The organism is Nonomuraea sp. NPDC049714, from assembly GCF_044465295.1.
Taxonomy (GTDB): domain Bacteria; phylum Actinomycetota; class Actinomycetes; order Streptosporangiales; family Streptosporangiaceae; genus Nonomuraea.
Genome location: NZ_JBITLM010000006.1, coordinates 380,807 through 395,117, shown reverse-complemented (window position 1 = coordinate 395,117; position 14,311 = coordinate 380,807). Strand labels below are relative to the sequence as shown.

The 14,311-nt window shown below is 70.3% G+C and carries 12 protein-coding genes; 7 read left to right on the top strand and 5 right to left on the bottom strand.

Annotation, left to right across the window (positions count from 1 at the left end; genetic code table 11):
* Nucleotides 1-99 precede the first annotated feature (99 nt).
* The 5 genes from ACIBQX_RS25370 to ACIBQX_RS25350 are packed head-to-tail and all read left to right on the top strand — an operon-like array spanning nt 100 to nt 5,590.
* On the top strand, nt 100-1,353 hold the full coding sequence (locus ACIBQX_RS25370) for a glycerophosphoryl diester phosphodiesterase membrane domain-containing protein (protein WP_397008526.1): 1,254 nt from the start codon (nt 100-102) through the stop codon (nt 1,351-1,353).
* Nucleotides 1,350-1,967, top strand: coding sequence for a DUF4129 domain-containing protein (locus ACIBQX_RS25365; RefSeq protein WP_397008524.1), 618 nt, complete (start codon nt 1,350-1,352; stop codon nt 1,965-1,967). Before ACIBQX_RS25370 ends, ACIBQX_RS25365 begins: the two co-directional genes overlap by 4 nt.
* The gene (locus ACIBQX_RS25360) at nt 1,964-3,244 is read left to right on the top strand and encodes a DUF4350 domain-containing protein (RefSeq protein WP_397008522.1); all 1,281 of its coding nucleotides are present in this window, start codon (nt 1,964-1,966) and stop codon (nt 3,242-3,244) included. The genes ACIBQX_RS25365 and ACIBQX_RS25360 overlap by 4 nt, the downstream gene beginning before the upstream one ends.
* Entirely contained in the window at nt 3,234-4,214 is a 981-nt protein-coding gene (locus ACIBQX_RS25355) for an AAA family ATPase (protein ID WP_397008520.1), read from the top strand. The genes ACIBQX_RS25360 and ACIBQX_RS25355 overlap by 11 nt, the downstream gene beginning before the upstream one ends.
* Nucleotides 4,214-5,590, top strand: coding sequence for a DUF58 domain-containing protein (locus tag ACIBQX_RS25350; RefSeq protein ID WP_397008518.1), 1,377 nt, complete (start codon nt 4,214-4,216; stop codon nt 5,588-5,590). The genes ACIBQX_RS25355 and ACIBQX_RS25350 overlap by 1 nt, the downstream gene beginning before the upstream one ends.
* 22 nt (nt 5,591-5,612) lie before the next feature.
* Here the strand turns inward: ACIBQX_RS25350 and ACIBQX_RS25345 are convergent, their stop codons facing one another.
* Entirely contained in the window at nt 5,613-6,605 is a 993-nt protein-coding gene (locus ACIBQX_RS25345) for a stage II sporulation protein M (RefSeq protein ID WP_397008516.1), read from the bottom strand.
* A gap of 51 nt (nt 6,606-6,656) precedes the next feature.
* Here ACIBQX_RS25345 and ACIBQX_RS25340 point away from each other — a divergent pair, with 51 nt between their 5' ends.
* Nucleotides 6,657-7,652 carry an RDD family protein gene (locus tag ACIBQX_RS25340; RefSeq protein ID WP_397008514.1) on the top strand — a complete coding sequence of 332 codons (996 nt, stop codon included), beginning with the start codon at nt 6,657-6,659 and terminating at the stop codon, nt 7,650-7,652.
* Here ACIBQX_RS25340 and ACIBQX_RS25335 read toward each other — a convergent pair.
* Entirely contained in the window at nt 7,646-8,947 is a 1,302-nt protein-coding gene (locus tag ACIBQX_RS25335; RefSeq protein WP_397008839.1) for an LVIVD repeat-containing protein, read from the bottom strand. The two genes, ACIBQX_RS25340 and ACIBQX_RS25335, sit on opposite strands and share 7 nt — an antisense overlap.
* A gap of 119 nt (nt 8,948-9,066) precedes the next feature.
* On the bottom strand, nt 9,067-10,470 hold the full coding sequence (locus ACIBQX_RS25330; RefSeq protein WP_397008512.1) for an LVIVD repeat-containing protein: 1,404 nt from the start codon (nt 10,468-10,470) through the stop codon (nt 9,067-9,069).
* 210 nt (nt 10,471-10,680) lie between these two features.
* On the opposite strand from ACIBQX_RS25330, the gene ACIBQX_RS25325 reads away from it, so the two are divergent.
* On the top strand, nt 10,681-11,325 hold the full coding sequence (locus ACIBQX_RS25325; protein WP_397008510.1) for a DUF305 domain-containing protein: 645 nt from the start codon (nt 10,681-10,683) through the stop codon (nt 11,323-11,325).
* A gap of 17 nt (nt 11,326-11,342) precedes the next feature.
* Here ACIBQX_RS25325 and ACIBQX_RS25320 read toward each other — a convergent pair whose 3' ends face one another.
* Complete coding sequence (locus ACIBQX_RS25320; RefSeq protein ID WP_397008508.1) at nt 11,343-12,578, bottom strand: adenosylhomocysteinase; 1,236 nt, start codon at nt 12,576-12,578, stop codon at nt 11,343-11,345.
* A 224-nt stretch (nt 12,579-12,802) separates the two neighbouring features.
* The gene (ahcY, locus tag ACIBQX_RS25315) at nt 12,803-14,230 is read right to left on the bottom strand and encodes an adenosylhomocysteinase (RefSeq protein WP_397008506.1); all 1,428 of its coding nucleotides are present in this window, start codon (nt 14,228-14,230) and stop codon (nt 12,803-12,805) included.
* Nucleotides 14,231-14,311: the final 81 nt, after the last annotated feature.

Below are 14,311 nucleotides of genomic sequence, written 5' to 3'. Positions count from 1 at the left end.
GCAAGATCCGTCGCGTCAATCACCGTGGAATGCCGCCAAGGGGGCGGGCGAATCGCCCTGACGACACCACTGACCCTCCCAGCGTGCCAGGATTGGGATATGTCAGACGGTCACGGCCCCTCACCCGAGCCGCCATCAGGCTGGGCCTCGGAGCAGCCCCCACCTTACGGCGCGCCGCAGGCATCTCCGTGGACCGCCCCGGCCGGCGGGCAACAGCCCCCGTCCGGGCAGCAGCCGTACGCGCCCGGCCCGCAGCCCCCGCAGCCTCCCCAGTCCTATGGGCAGATGCCGTACGGCGCGCCCGGCTACGGCTACACGCCGCATCCGCAGCCGCTGCGGCCGGGGATCATCCCGCTGCGCCCGCTGCGGCTCGGCGACATCTTCGACGGCACGATCAAGCTGGTCCGGTCCAACCCCAAGGCCGTCCTGGGCATGTCGGCGATCGCCGCCCTGCTCGCCGCGATCCCGCTCGCCGTCGGGCAGGCGTTCCTGTTCGGCGACGTGGGCAGCGCCCTCAGCGATCCCACCCTCGCGGAGAACGGCGATCCGGCCGTCTTCGGCAGTGTCCTCGCGCAGTACGGAGGCACCCTCGTCTCCTACGCCATCAGTTTCGTCGTGGTGACGCTGCTGACCGGCGTGCTGACCCGCATCCTCGGCCGCGCCGTCTTCGGCGGCAAGATGACCGCCGGGGAGGCCTGGCAGGCGTCCAAGGGCCGCATGCCCGCGCTGTTCGGCGTGGTGGGGCTGATGGCCCTGGTCATGCTGGCGCCCGTGGCCGTGATCGCCGCCGTCTTCGCGGTCCTCATCTCCTCCGGTCTGGCCGGCTCCCCCGACGCCGTGGGCGGGCTCGTGGTGCTCTTCCTGGTGCTGATGATCTTTTATATCGCCTATGTGCTGTTCTTCAGGGCGCGCTTCGCCTTCGCGCCCGCGGCCGTGGTGCTGGAGGGCAGGGGGCCCATCGACGCGCTGCGCCGCTCGTGGACCCTCGTGACGGGTGACTTCTGGCGGGTCCTCGGCATCCTGCTGCTCACCGCGCTGGTGGTCGGCATGGTGGCGACCGTGCTCCAGGTCCCCTTCGTCTTCGGCGGCACCATCGTCGGAGTGATCGGCGGCGGGAGCGCCTGGACCGTCGTGCTGGGCGCGATCCTGGTCGCCGTCGGCGGCACGCTCGGGGCGATGATCACCTATCCGTTCGAGGCGGGGGTCGCCGGGCTGCTCTACGCCGACCGCCGGATGCGCGCCGAGGCGTTCGACCTCGTGCTGCAGACGGCCGCCATCGAGCAGCAGCGTCAGGGCTGGGTGCACGCCTCGGCGGACGAGCTGTGGCGCCCTTCCGACTCCACCGGGCCGTGACCCCGATCGGCAGGGAGGACGGCGCCGGACGTGCGGCGCGGGAGCTCCTCGATCCTCAGTACGCCGACGAGGCGCTGCCCGACCGGCTCTACCGCTACTTCAACCAGTTCATCGGCGACCTGATGGACGGGGTGGCGGGTGGCGGCACGGCCGGCGGGATCATCGCCGCGGTGGTCATCGTGCTGATCCTCGTCTCGGTGGCGGCGCTGGTCGGCTGGCAACTGCGCAAGACCAGCCGCCGCAACGCGATGACCAAGGGCGCCCTGTTCGGCGCGCGGGCGACGACCGCCGCCGAGCACCGCGAGACGGCCGGGCGGCTGGCGAGCGAGGGCCGCTGGTCGGAGGCCGTCCAGGAGCGGCTGCGCGCCATCGCCCGGGACCTGGAGGAGCGCGCGCTGGTCGACGGCATGCCCGGCCGCACCGCCGACGAGCTGGCCGCCGAGGCCGGCGCGGCGCTGCCCGGCTTCGCGGCGGAGCTCACGGCCGCGGCCCGCTCCTTCGACGACGTGACCTACGGCGGCGTCGCGGGCACCCGGGACGCCTACGAGACCATGACCGCCCTCGACGAGCGCCTGCGCCTGGCCAGGCCGGTGCCCATGGGAGGCCCGGCATGACCCCGGAGCCCGGCGGACACACCCCACCGCTCTTCCCGCCCCCGGAGCCGGAGCCCGGCACACCCGCTCAGGCGGCCGGACCAGGTCTCATGGACCCCGGATCCGTGCCACGGGAGACCGGCCAGGCCTCTCCGGGGAGCACGTCCGCCACGGCGCCCACCGTGCGGTCCAGGTGGCGGGGCATGCGGTGGGCCGTGCTGCTGGGCCTCATCGTGGTGCTGGTCGCCGCCGGGACCGTGCTGTTCGGGCCGGACCAGGGCGAGCGCCGTGCCCTCGACCCCGCCGACACCTCGCTCAGGGGCTCGAAGGCGCTCGCCGAGCTGCTGAGGGCCGAGGGCGTCACGGTCGACAGGGTCGACTCGGTCGAGGAGGCCGCCGCCAAGGGGCCCGGCCGGCTGCTGCTGATCACCAGCACCCTCTTCTTCAACGACTTCGACCTGGCCGAGATCCAGGGTGACCGGGTCCTCGTCAACGGCTTCGGCAGCCTCGACGCGCTCGCGCCCGGCGTCGAGGTCGAGGAAGGCTCCGTACGCCAGCGCTCGCGCGAGCCGGAGTGCGCGCTGCCGGCGGCCAGGGCAGCGGGCAGCGCGTTCATCGGCGGGGTGGCCTTCACCGGGCCCAGGGGCGCGGTCGGCTGCTACCCGGCGGGCGACGGCTGGACGCTGGTCAGCTACCCGAACGCGGGCGGCACCACCACGGTCCTCGGCAGCGCCGACTTCATGACCAACCAGCGCCTGTCCGAGGACGGCAACGCCGCCCTCGCCCTGAACCTGCTGTCCACCGGCAAGCCGGTCACCTGGCTGGTGCCGCCGGACGACCCGCCACCGGGCCAGCTGCCCGGCAGAGCGGGCAGATCGGTGTACGACCTCATGCCGGCCGGGATTCCGTGGGCGGTGCTCATGGCCTGCCTGACGGTGGTGCTGGTGGCGTTCTGGCGGGGCAGGCGGCTCGGGCCGGTCGTGGTCGAGAGGCTGCCGGTCGTGGTGCGGGCGGCGGAGACCGTGGAGGGCCGGGGGCAGCTCTACCGGGCCAGACGGGCCAGGGCCAGGGCCGCCGACTCGCTCAGGGCGGGCACGATCGACCGGCTGACGCCACGGCTGGGGCTCTACTCCGGCGCTGACCGGCACCAGATCGTCACGGCGCTGGCCGTACGGACCGGCGAGGATCAGCAGCAGGTCGGCGGCGCGCTCTACGGGCCGCCGCCGGCGGACGACGCCGGGCTGGTCGCCCTGGCCGGATACTTGGACTTCATTGAAAGGAAGGTCAGTGAACTTTGACGGGAGCACCCTGCCGCCGAGCGGAGCGGACGCGGCCAGGGAGGCGCTCGGCGCGCTGCGCGCCGAGGTGTCCAAGGCCGTGGTCGGGCAGGACGCGGTGGTGACCGGGCTGGTCATCGCGCTGCTGTGCCGGGGGCACGTGCTGCTCGAAGGCGTGCCGGGCGTGGCCAAGACGCTCATGGTGCGCACGCTGTCGGCGGCACTGGCGCTGGATTTCAAGCGGGTGCAGTTCACGCCCGACCTGATGCCGGGTGATGTGACGGGGTCGCTGATCTACGACACGAAGACGGCGGAGTTCGAGTTTCGGGAGGGGCCGGTCTTCACGAACCTGCTGCTCGCCGACGAGATCAACCGTACGCCGCCGAAGACGCAGGCTGCGCTGCTGGAGGCGATGGAGGAGCGGCAGGTGAGCGTGGAGGGCTCGGCCCGCATGCTGCCCGACCCGTTCACGGTGTGCGCGACGCAGAACCCGGTCGAGTACGAAGGCACCTACCAGCTTCCCGAGGCGCAGCTCGACCGGTTCCTGCTGAAGCTGACGGTGCCGCTGCCGCCGCGCGACCAGGAGATCTCGGTGCTGGAGCGGCACGCGCACGGCTTCGACCCGCGTGACCTGTCGGAGGTCAAGGCCGTGGCGACGGCCGAGGACCTGGCTGCGGGCCGCTCGGCGGTGGCCACGGTGCACGTGGCACCAGAGGTGCTCGGCTACATCGTGGACGTGGCGCGGGCGACGAGAAACTCGCCGTCCCTGCAGCTCGGTGTCTCGCCGCGCGGCGCGACCGCGCTGCTGGCCGCCTCCCGCGCGTGGGCGTGGCTGTCGGGGCGCGCCTACGTGACGCCGGACGACGTGAAGGCGCTGGCCAGGCCCGCGCTGCGGCACCGCATCCAGCTCCGGCCCGAGGCGGAGCTGGAGGGCGCGACGGCGGACGGCCTGCTGGACGGAATCCTGGCCTCGGTCCCGGTTCCGCGCTGATGACTCTCACGGGACGCGCCGGGCTGGTCGCGGCGCTCGGGGTCGTGGTGGTGCTGATCGCTCCCTCGCCGGGGCCCGCCGTGGCAGGGGTCTGCCTGCTGCTGGCCGCCGCGATCCTCGTGGACCTGGTGTTCGCGGGGGCGGTGCGGCCGCTGCGCTTCCACCGTTCCGGCGAGCGGCTGGTGCGGCTCGGGCAGCAGGCCACGGTCGAGCTCGTGGTGGAGAACCCGGGCCGCCGGCGGGTGCGCGGCGTGCTGCGGGACGCCTGGCCGCCCTCGGCCGGCGCCTCGCCCCGCGAGCTGGAGCTGGACGTGCCGCCGGGCGAGCGGCGCAAGCTGGTGGTCACGCTGACCCCGACCCGGCGCGGCGACCGCGAGTCCGTCTCGGTGACGGTCCGCTCGCGCGGCCCGCTGGGCCTGGCCGCCAGGCAGGGCGGCCAGCGCGCGCCGTGGGGGGTGCGGGTGCTGCCGCCGTTCCTGTCACGCAAGCACCTGCCTTCCCGGCTGGCCAGGCTCCGCGAGCTCGACGGCCAGCATCCGGCGCTGGTGCGCGGGCAGGGCACCGAGTTCGACTCCCTGCGCGAGTACGTGGTCGGCGACGACGTGCGGTCGATCGACTGGCGGGCCACCGCGCGCCGCCACGACGTGGTCGTGCGCACCTGGCGGCCCGAACGCGACCGGCGGGTGCTGATCGTGCTCGACACCGGCCGCACCTCCGCCGGCCGGGTCGGCGACGCGCCGATCCCGCTGGCCGGAGCCCCCGCGAACGGCTCCGGCGGACTGCTGGTCAGGCCGGACACCCGGCCCGCGCCCGGCTGGCCGCGCCTCGACTGGTCGATGGACGCGGCCCTGCTGCTGGCCGCCCTCGCCGCCAGGGCCGGTGACCAGGTGGACTTCCTCGCCTACGACCGGGCGGTGCGCGCCTGGGTGGCCGGAGCCTCCCGCACCGAGCTGCTGTCGTCGCTGGTCAACGTGATGGCGCCGATCGAGGCCGAGCTCATCGAGGCCGACTCGCAGGGCATGGTGGCCGCGATCCTGTCGCGGGCCAAGCGCCGCTGCCTGGTCGTGCTGCTCACCGACCTCAACTCGGCCTCCCTGGAGGAGGGCCTGATGCCGGTACTCCCCCAGCTCTCCTCCCGTCACCTGGTGCTGGTCGCGAGCGTCTCCGACCCGCTGGTCGCGGCCATGGCCGCGCAGCGGGCGACGGCGGAGGAGGTGTACGCCGCGGCCGCCGCCGAACATGCCCGGCTCGAACGCCGCCGCATCACCGCCAGGCTGCGCCGGCACGGCGTCGAGGTGGTGGACGCGCTCCCCGACGACATCGCCCCGGCCCTGGCCGACACCTACCTGGCCCTCAAGGCCGCAGGACGTCTCTAGGCGCTCAGCGGGCGTGTCCGGCTCAGGCGCTCGGGGCCACGTCCGGGGCTCGTTCCAGGTCGCCGGTCTCGTTCTCGCGCGCCGCCCGGCGACCGAAGACGATCACGTACGCCAGGAAGACGGCCTCGGCGAGCACCCCGATGCCGACGCGGACGCCGGTGGGCAGGCCCGACGGGGTGACGAACGCCTCGATCAGCCCGGAGACGAACAGCACCACGATCAGCCCGAGCGCCACGGCCATCACCGCCCGGCCCTGCTCGGCCAGCACCTCGGCCCGTCTGCGGTGTCCCGGGTCGATGACGGTCCAGCCCAGCCGCATGCCGACGGCGGCCGCGAGCAGGACGGCGGTCAGCTCCAGGAGCCCGTGCGGGGTGATCAGCCCGAAGAAGATGTCGAGCTTGTCCCTGGAGGCCATGAGCCCGCCGGACACGCCGACGTTGGCGGCGTTCTGCCAGAGCACCAGCGGGATCGGCAGGCCGAGGAAGATCGCGTACACGATGACCTGGAGGGAGACCCAGGCGTTGTTGATCCACACCTGGCCGGCGAACGAGGCGGCCGGATGCTCGGAGTAGTAGTCGGCGAAGTCCTCCTCGACGAGCTGGGTGATCTCGTCGGGGGTGGCGATGGCCGCCTGCACGTCCGGGTTGGCCGCCACCCAGGCGCCGAAGATCCAGGAGACCGCGAAGAAGGCCACCGAGGTGACCAGCCACCACCATCTGGCCCGGTAGGCGACCACCGGGAAGGTGACGGAGAAGAACCGCACCAGCTCGCGCCAGGCCGGGGTGTGCGCTCCCGTGACGGCCGAACGGGCCCTGGCGACCAGGGCCGACAGGCGTCCGGCCAGCATGGCGTCGGTGGAAGACGAGCGCACGATGGACAGATGGGTGGACACTCGCTGGTAGAGGTCGACCAGCTCGTCGACCTCCTCCCCGGTCAGCGAGGAGCGATGCTTGACCAGATGTTCCAGCCTGTCCCACACAGGTCGGTGTGCGGTGACGAACGCGTCGATGTCCACCCGACCATTGTGGCCGGTCAATCAGTCACCCATTGCCGTTAGGCTCCACATATGTCAGAGGTTGTGACCGGTGACGCCGTCGTCCTCGAAGTGCGGGTGGCCCAGATGCCCTCGCGGTTCCTGGCGCTGGTCATCGACATGGCGGTCCAGATCACCATCCTGATCGTCGCCTTCCTGGTCCTGGAGGCGTTCTCCCTGATCACGGACCCGGCTCTCTACGCCGCCGTGTCGATCACGTTCGTGGTGCTCGTCACCGTGGGTTATCCGGTGATCTGGGAGACGACCACCAGGGGGCGCAGCCTCGGCAAGCTGGCGCTCGGGCTCCGGGTGGTCAGCGACGACGGCGGCCCCGAGCGGTTCAGGCAGGCTTTGTTCCGCGGGCTGGCGGGGGTGCTGGAGTTCTGGGCGTTCTCCGGCGCGCCCGCGCTGATCTCCTCGCTGATCTCGCCGCAGGGCAAGCGGCTGGGCGACCTGTTCGCGGGCACGATCGTCATCTCCGAGCGGGCGCCGCGCGACACCGGGCAGGCCATCGTGATGCCGCCGCCGCTGGCGGCCTGGGCGGCGACGCTGGAGCTGTCGCAGCTTCCCGACGAGGTGACGGCCGCCGCCCGGCAGTATCTGCTGCGCTGGCACGACCTGACGCCGCAGATCCAGCACGAGATGGGGGTCCGGATCGCCACGCAGGTGGCCGCCTTCGTCTCGCCCGCCGCACCCGCCGGGGTGCCGCCGCACGCCTACCTGAGCGCCGTCCTGGCCGAACGCCGCAGACGCGAGCAGCTCCGCCTGGCCCGCCAGTCCGGCGCCAACGCCCGGCCCGGCCATCAGGCCTGGCCACAGCAGCCCTCGCAGAGCGGGCCCTACCCGCAACCGGCACCCCCGCAGGGGTCCCCGTACGCGCAACCGGCACCGCCGCAGGGGTCCCCGTACGCGCGACCGGCACCCCCGTACGGGCAGCCGGCTCCTCAGGGCTCGTCGCCGTACGGGCCGTCGGCGCCCGCGCCGGAGTCGCCGGGAGCGACTCCGGGCGGGTTCGCGCCCCCTCAGTAGGCGTACTGGGTCTGCGCGTTGAGCGACTTCTGCCGCACCTTGGCGGCCGGGGCGGTGCGCTTGTCGGTGATCCGCAGCACGTCCAGGCCGCGCTGGATGTCGCTGCTGTAGATGTGGCCGTTGTAGTAGTACGCCGACCACGATCCGGCGACGTCGACCGGCTTGAACGCGCCGCGGTCGAAGTAGCCGATCTCCTTGGGCTGGTCCGAGTCGGTGAAGTCGAAGATCGAGATGCCGCCCTGGTACCAGGCCTGGACCATGATGTCCTTGCCCTTGACCGGGATCAGCGAGCCGTTGTGCGCGACGCAGTTCTCGTCCTTGGTCTGCTGGCGCGGGATCTTGAAGTACGCCTTCTTGACCAGTTCGGCGCCCTCGATGTCGTAGATCGCGTCCGCGCCCAGGTGGGACTTGAACGACTTGTCACAGGTGGCCATCATGCCGCCGCCGAGCTCGTCGGTGAAGACGACCTTGGTGCCGGTGTTGTTGAAGGTGGCCGAGTGCCAGAAGGCGAAGTTGTCGTCGGTGACCGTGTGGGTGACCTTCGGGGCTTCGCGGTCGGAGATGTCCATCAGCACGCCGTCGCCCATGCAGGCGCCGGCCGCGAGGTCCTTCTCCGGGAAGACGGTGATGTCGTGGCAGCCGCTGGTGGGCGCGAGCAGGGCGGCGCTCTCGTTGCCGCCCTCGGGGAACAGCACCGGGGTGGCGACGACCTTGGCGGCCTTGGGGCTCTTCAGCGACACCTTGATGATCGTGATCTTGTCATGCGGCGGCTTGCAGCCCGGGAACCCCGACTCCGGCCCGTAGGAGGAGACGTACAGATAGACCGAGCTCTTCGACTCGCCGGGCACCAGCGTGTGCGTGTGGGAGCCGCAGGCGGTCCGGACCGACTTGACGTACTTGGGCCGGGCCTTGTCGCTGATGTCGAAGATCCGGATGCCCTCCCAGGATGACTTCTTGCCCGGGGAGGCGCTGCGGGCCTTGCAGGAGTCGCCGGACAGCGTCTCGTCCACCGACAGGAAGAGCAGGTCGCCCTGGACCGAGACGTCGTTCTGCGCGCCGAGGCAGGAGACGCGGCTGACGACCTTGGGCTTGGCCGGGTTCTTGATGTCGTAGACGGTGAAGCCCTGGTAGTTGCCCTGGAAGGCGTAGTTCCCCTGGAAGGCCAGGTCGCTGTTGTACGCCTCGGTGCTCTTGAAGGGGGCCTGCTTGGGGACGTTGGCCACGAGCTTGACGTTGGCGCTGGCCCTGACATCGTCCACGGCATTGGCCGGGGACCCGCTCAGGGCCAGCGCCATTCCCGTCACCACCAGGGCGGGAACGACCCTGCCGAACTTGGGCGCCAAAGAGGACCTCCTGCATAGGGGTGATCTAGAAGCCACCCACTATGTCAGGAAAGGTCGATATTTGGGGTTGCTTACTCGCTTGCCGCGTAGTCCCGGCCCCAGCCCCACTCGCGGTAGGACTGCTGGGTCTGAACGTTGAGCAGATCGCTGTGCACGCGGGCCGCGCCGTTGGTCCGCCTGTCGTTGATCTTGAGGATGTCCAGGCCGTTGTCGAAGTCGGCCGCGTACACGTACCCGTTGTAGTAGTACGCGGACCAGACGCCGCCGCCGCTGCCGTCGGCCTTCGGGCCGCGCTCGAAGTAACCGAACTCCTCCGGCCTGGCCGGGTTGCTGAAGTCCAGGAACGAGACGCCGCCCATGTACCAGGCCTGGACCATGATGTCCTTGCCCTTGACCGGGATCAGCGAGCCGTTGTGGGCCACGCAGTTCTCCGAGTCGGCCTGGTGACGCGGGATCTTGAAGTAGCTCTGGAAGATGAGCTGGCCGCGGTGGATGCGGTAGACGGCGTCCGCGCCGCGGTTCGGCCCGATGGCCTCGTTGCAGGTGGCCGCGCCGCCGCCGCCGAGCTCGTCGGTGAACAGCACGGTCCTGGCGTCGTTGGTGAACGTCGCCGAGTGCCAGAAGGCGAAGTTCGGGTCCGTGGTCCTGGCCGTGACCTTGGGGTCGAGCCGGTCACGGATGTCGAACAGCACGCCGTCGCCCATGCAGGCGCCCGCCGCCATGTCCTTCTCCGCGTAGACGGTGATGTCGTGGCAGCCGCTGGTCGGCACCAGCAGGCCGGGCTGGGTCTCGTTGCCGCCGTCGGGGAAGACGACCGGCGTCGCCGCGACCGCCGCCGCCTCGGGATCGCGCAGCGGCACCTTGATGATGGAGATCTTGTCATGCGGCGGCTGGCAGTCCGGGAGGGTCGCGCCGGGGCTGTAGGAGGAGACGTAGAGGTAGACGTTCCTGCGCTTGTCGGAGCCCTTGCCCGGCACCAGCGTCAGCGTGTGCGAGCCGCAGTTGGTCTCGACGGACTTGATGTACCTGGGGTTCGCCTTGTCGCTGATGTCGAAGATCCTGACGCCCTCCCAGGATTCCTTGATCGTCGCACTCTGGCCCGTGCTGCTGCACGAGTCGTTGTTGCGGGAGCTGTCGACGGCGCTGAAGAGCAGGTCGCCGTAGACGGACACGTCCATCTGCGCGCCGGGGCACACCACCGAACTGACGACCTTGGCCTTCTTCGGGTTCTTGATGTCGACGATGGAGAAGCCGCCGTAGTTGCCGACGTAGGCGTAGTCGCCCTGGAAGGCGAGGTCGGTGTTGATCGTGCCGGCGAGGGCCTCAGGCTTGGGAACGTTGAGGACATGAGTCACGTTCGGGCTCGTGACCACGGTGTCAGCCGGGGGGATGTCACTGGACATGGCGGGTAACGCCGTCGCCACCAAGGCGATGGCGACCCCGGCCACGACCAGCGCGGGACGTTTGCTGAACATGGATGGTCCTCCCTGATCACATGATGGCCAGACGGGGAGATCTCCCGATTTCTCCCTATAAAGGCGGCATAAACTATGAAATCTTCACCCCGAATGGCCTGACCCGACCAGCATGCAAGATGTCAAATCTTATGCCTGTTTGTCCTCTTACGCAGATCATTTTTGCGTCGTATACTGCGCATTTCCGACCTAATCAGTCAGGGAGGTTGGGTGCGCGCCGCGCTCATCGTCGTCACGGGCATCGTCGGGGGCACGGTCATCGCCCTGTCGGGCTGCACCGCCACCCCGCCACAGGCGCCACGAGCCGACTCCACGGCTCCGGTGATCGCACCGGGCCGGCCCGGTGAGGAGGCCAGGACGCTGTCACCCGGCGAGGCCGCGACGGCGGTGCCCAAGCCCACCGCGAACGCCGCGGACGTGAAGTACGTCCAGGACATGATCGTCCATCACCAGCAGGCGCTCGACATGTCCATCCTGGCGCCCAACAGGGCCTCCTCCGCCAAGATCAAGGCCCTCGCGTCACGGATCACGGACACCCAGGGCCCGGAGATCCAGTTCATGCGCACCTGGCTGCAGGAACAGGGACAGCGGGTCCCCGACCATCACGCCGCCCACGAGGGCATGCCGGGCATGGCCACCCCGGAGCAGCTCGACAAGCTCAAGGCAGCCTCGGGCCAGGCCTTCGACGGGCAGTTCCTGGAGCTCATGACCGCCCACCACCAGGGCGCGATCAAGATGTCGGAGCTGGTGCTGACCGGCGGCTCGCATATCAGGATCGAGGAGCTGGCCAACGACATCGCGGTGACCCAGCTGGCCGAGATCCGCCGCATGCGGCAGATCCAGACCTCTGGCTAGGGGCGGCTGACGAGCGGCTAGGAGCCCGCCCGCCAGGAGTGCAGGTAGGCCCGCTGGTCGCCGGTGAGCACGTCGATGCCGATCCCGGTCGCCGCCAGCTTGAGCCTGGCCACTTCATGATCGATGTCCTCGGGCACGTCGTACACGCCGGGAGCCAGCCCGGCCCGCTCGCGGGCCAGCCAGGCTACGGCCAGCGCGTGCGCCGAGAACGACATGTCCATCACCGCCGCCGGATGCCCCTCCGCGGCGGTCAGGTTGACCAGCCGCCCCTCGGCCAGCAGCAGCAGCTTCCGCCCGTCGGGCAGCACGTACTCGTCGGTGTTGGGCCGCACCCCCCGGCGCACCTCTTGGGCCATCTCGTCCAGCGCCCGGACGTCGATCTCCACGTCGAAGTGCCCCGCGTTGGCGAGGATCGCCCCGTCCTTCATGGCGGACAGATGCTCGGCCCTGATCACGTCGCGGTTGCCCGTCACGGTGATGAACAGGTCGCCGGTCGTCGCCGCCCGCTCCATCGGGCACACCTCGTAGCCCTGGAGGGTGGCGTCCAGCGCCTTCACCGCGTCGATCTCGGTCACGATCACCCGCGCACCGAGCCCCTTGGCCCGCTCCGCCACCCCGCGCCCGCAGAACCCGAACCCGGCGACCACCACGGTCCGCCCGGCCAGCATGATGTTGGTGGCCCGCATGATCCCGTCGAGCGTCGACTGCCCGGTGCCGTAGCGGTTGTCGAACATCCGCTTGGTACGGGTGTCGTTCACGGCCACGACGGGGAAGGTCAGCGCCTTCTCGGCGGCCATCTGCCGCAGCCTGATGATCCCGGTCGTGGTCTCCTCACATCCGCCGGAGACCCCGGCCAGCAGGTCGGTCCGCTCGGTGTGCAGGATGTTGACCAGGTCGCACCCGTCGTCCAGGACCAGGTCGGGGCCCAGGTCGAGGGCCTGGTGGATGTGCCGGTAGTAGGTGGCCATGTCGACCCCGGCCCTGGCGTGCACGGCGATCCCGTAACCACGCAGCGCCTCGGCCACGTCGTCCTGGGTGGACAGCGGATTGGAGGCCGCGAGCGCGACCTCGGCGCCGGCCGCCTTCAGCGCCCCCATGAGCACGGCCGTCTCGGCGGTGACGTGCAGGCAGGCGGCGATCCTGAGCCCCGCCAGCGGCCGTTCGACGGCGAACCGCTCGCCGATCGCCGTCAACACCGGCATCGAACGGGCCGCCCAGGAGATCTGCCGCTCGCCGCTGTCGCTGAGATCCATGCCCGAGCCCTAACCGAAGAGGACGGCCACCCGCTCGCTGGTCGCGTGCGGGTGACTCGGCCTGCAGTGAAAGATGGTCTGTGTGCTGATCTGATCTGTGCGCTGATCTGATCTGTGCGCTGATCTGGTCTGTGCGCTGATCTGGTCTGTGCGCTGATCTGGTCTGTGCGCTGATAAGACAAAGCTCCGGGAGGGCAGCCCCCCGGAGCGCGCTCGCCAGAAGATCAGTAGCGGTAGTGGTCCGACTTGTACGGGCCCTCGACGTGGACGCCGATGTAGGCGGCCTGCTCCTTGGTCAGCTCGGTGAGCTTGACGCCCAGCGCGTCCAGGTGGAGGCGGGCGACCTTCTCGTCCAGGTGCTTGGGCAGGGTGTAGACGCCGATCGGGTATTCGGCCGTCTTGGTGAACAGCTCGATCTGCGCGATCACCTGGTTGGTGAACGAGTTGGACATGACGAACGACGGGTGGCCGGTGGCGCAGCCCAGGTTCATCAGGCGGCCCTCGGCCAGCAGGATGATCGAGTGACCGTCGGCGAAGACCCACTCGTCGACCTGCGGCTTGATGTTGCGCCGCTCGATGCCGGGGGTCTTGGCCAGCCCGACGATGTCGATCTCGTTGTCGAAGTGGCCGATGTTGGAGACGATCGCCTGGTGCTTCATCTTCGCCATGTGATCGGCGGTGATGATCTTGAAGTTGCCGGTCGTGGTGACGAAGATGTCGGCGATGCCGACGACCTCGTCCAGCGTGGTGACCTGGAAGCCGTCCATGGCCGCCTGGAGGGCGCAGATGGGGTCGATCTCGGTCACGATGACCCGGGCGCCCTGGCCGCGCAGCGCGTCGGCGCAGCCCTTGCCCACGTCGCCGTAGCCGCAGACCACGGCCACCTTGCCGCCGATCAGCACGTCGGTGGCGCGGTTGAGGCCGTCGATGACGGAGTGACGGCAGCCGTACTTGTTGTCGAACTTCGACTTGGTGACCGAGTCGTTGACGTTGATCGCCGGGAACAGCAGCTGGCCGTTCTTGTGCATCTCGTAGAGGCGGTGCACGCCGGTGGTGGTCTCCTCGGTCACGCCCTTGATGCTCTCGGCGATCCTGCTCCACCGCTTGTCGCCGGTGACCGTGCGCTTGAGCACCTCGATGACGACGTGCCACTCCTCCGGGTCGTCCTCGGTGGCGGGCGGGACGGCGCCGGCCTTCTCGTACTCGGCGCCCTTGTGGACGAGCATGGTGGCGTCGCCGCCGTCGTCGAGGATCATGTTGGGGGCGTCGCCGTCAGGCCAGGTGAGGGCCTGCTCGGTGCACCACCAGTACTCCTCCAGCGTCTCGCCCTTCCAGGCGAAGACCGGGACGCCCTGCGGGTCGTCGGCGGTGCCGTTGGGGCCGACGACGGCGGCGGCCGCCGCGTGGTCCTGGGTGGAGAAGATGTTGCAGCTCACCCAGCGGACGTCGGCGCCGAGCGCGACCAGCGTCTCGATGAGGACGGCGGTCTGGATGGTCATGTGCAGGGAGCCCATGATCTTCGCGCCGCGGAGGGGCTGGGAGGCCGCGTACTCCTTGCGGATTGCCATGAGGCCGGGCATCTCGTGCTCGGCGAGCCGGATCTCCTTGCGGCCGAAGTCGGCAAGTGAAAGGTCGGCGACCTTGAAGTCCATCGGGTATTCCCCTCGCATCACTGTGGTGTCGCGATGAGTTTAGGCGGCCGAACCGCCCCCTCGCATCACTAGAGCACTGAA

Bases quoted from the DNA above. Each gene is read 5' to 3' on its own strand.
- ACIBQX_RS25370 (WP_397008526.1), top strand. From the start codon at position 100: ATGTCAGACGGTCACGGCCCCTCACCCGAGCCGCCATCAGGCTGGGCC.
- ACIBQX_RS25360 (WP_397008522.1), top strand. From the start codon at position 1,964: ATGACCCCGGAGCCCGGCGGACACACCCCACCGCTCTTCCCGCCCCCG.
- ACIBQX_RS25350 (WP_397008518.1), top strand. From the start codon at position 4,214: ATGACTCTCACGGGACGCGCCGGGCTGGTCGCGGCGCTCGGGGTCGTG.
- ACIBQX_RS25340 (WP_397008514.1), top strand. From the start codon at position 6,657: ATGTCAGAGGTTGTGACCGGTGACGCCGTCGTCCTCGAAGTGCGGGTG.
- ACIBQX_RS25335 (WP_397008839.1), bottom strand. From the start codon at position 8,947: ATGGCGCTGGCCCTGAGCGGGTCCCCGGCCAATGCCGTGGACGATGTC.
- ACIBQX_RS25330 (WP_397008512.1), bottom strand. From the start codon at position 10,470: ATGTTCAGCAAACGTCCCGCGCTGGTCGTGGCCGGGGTCGCCATCGCC.
- ACIBQX_RS25320 (WP_397008508.1), bottom strand. From the start codon at position 12,578: ATGGATCTCAGCGACAGCGGCGAGCGGCAGATCTCCTGGGCGGCCCGT.
- ahcY (WP_397008506.1), bottom strand. From the start codon at position 14,230: ATGGACTTCAAGGTCGCCGACCTTTCACTTGCCGACTTCGGCCGCAAG.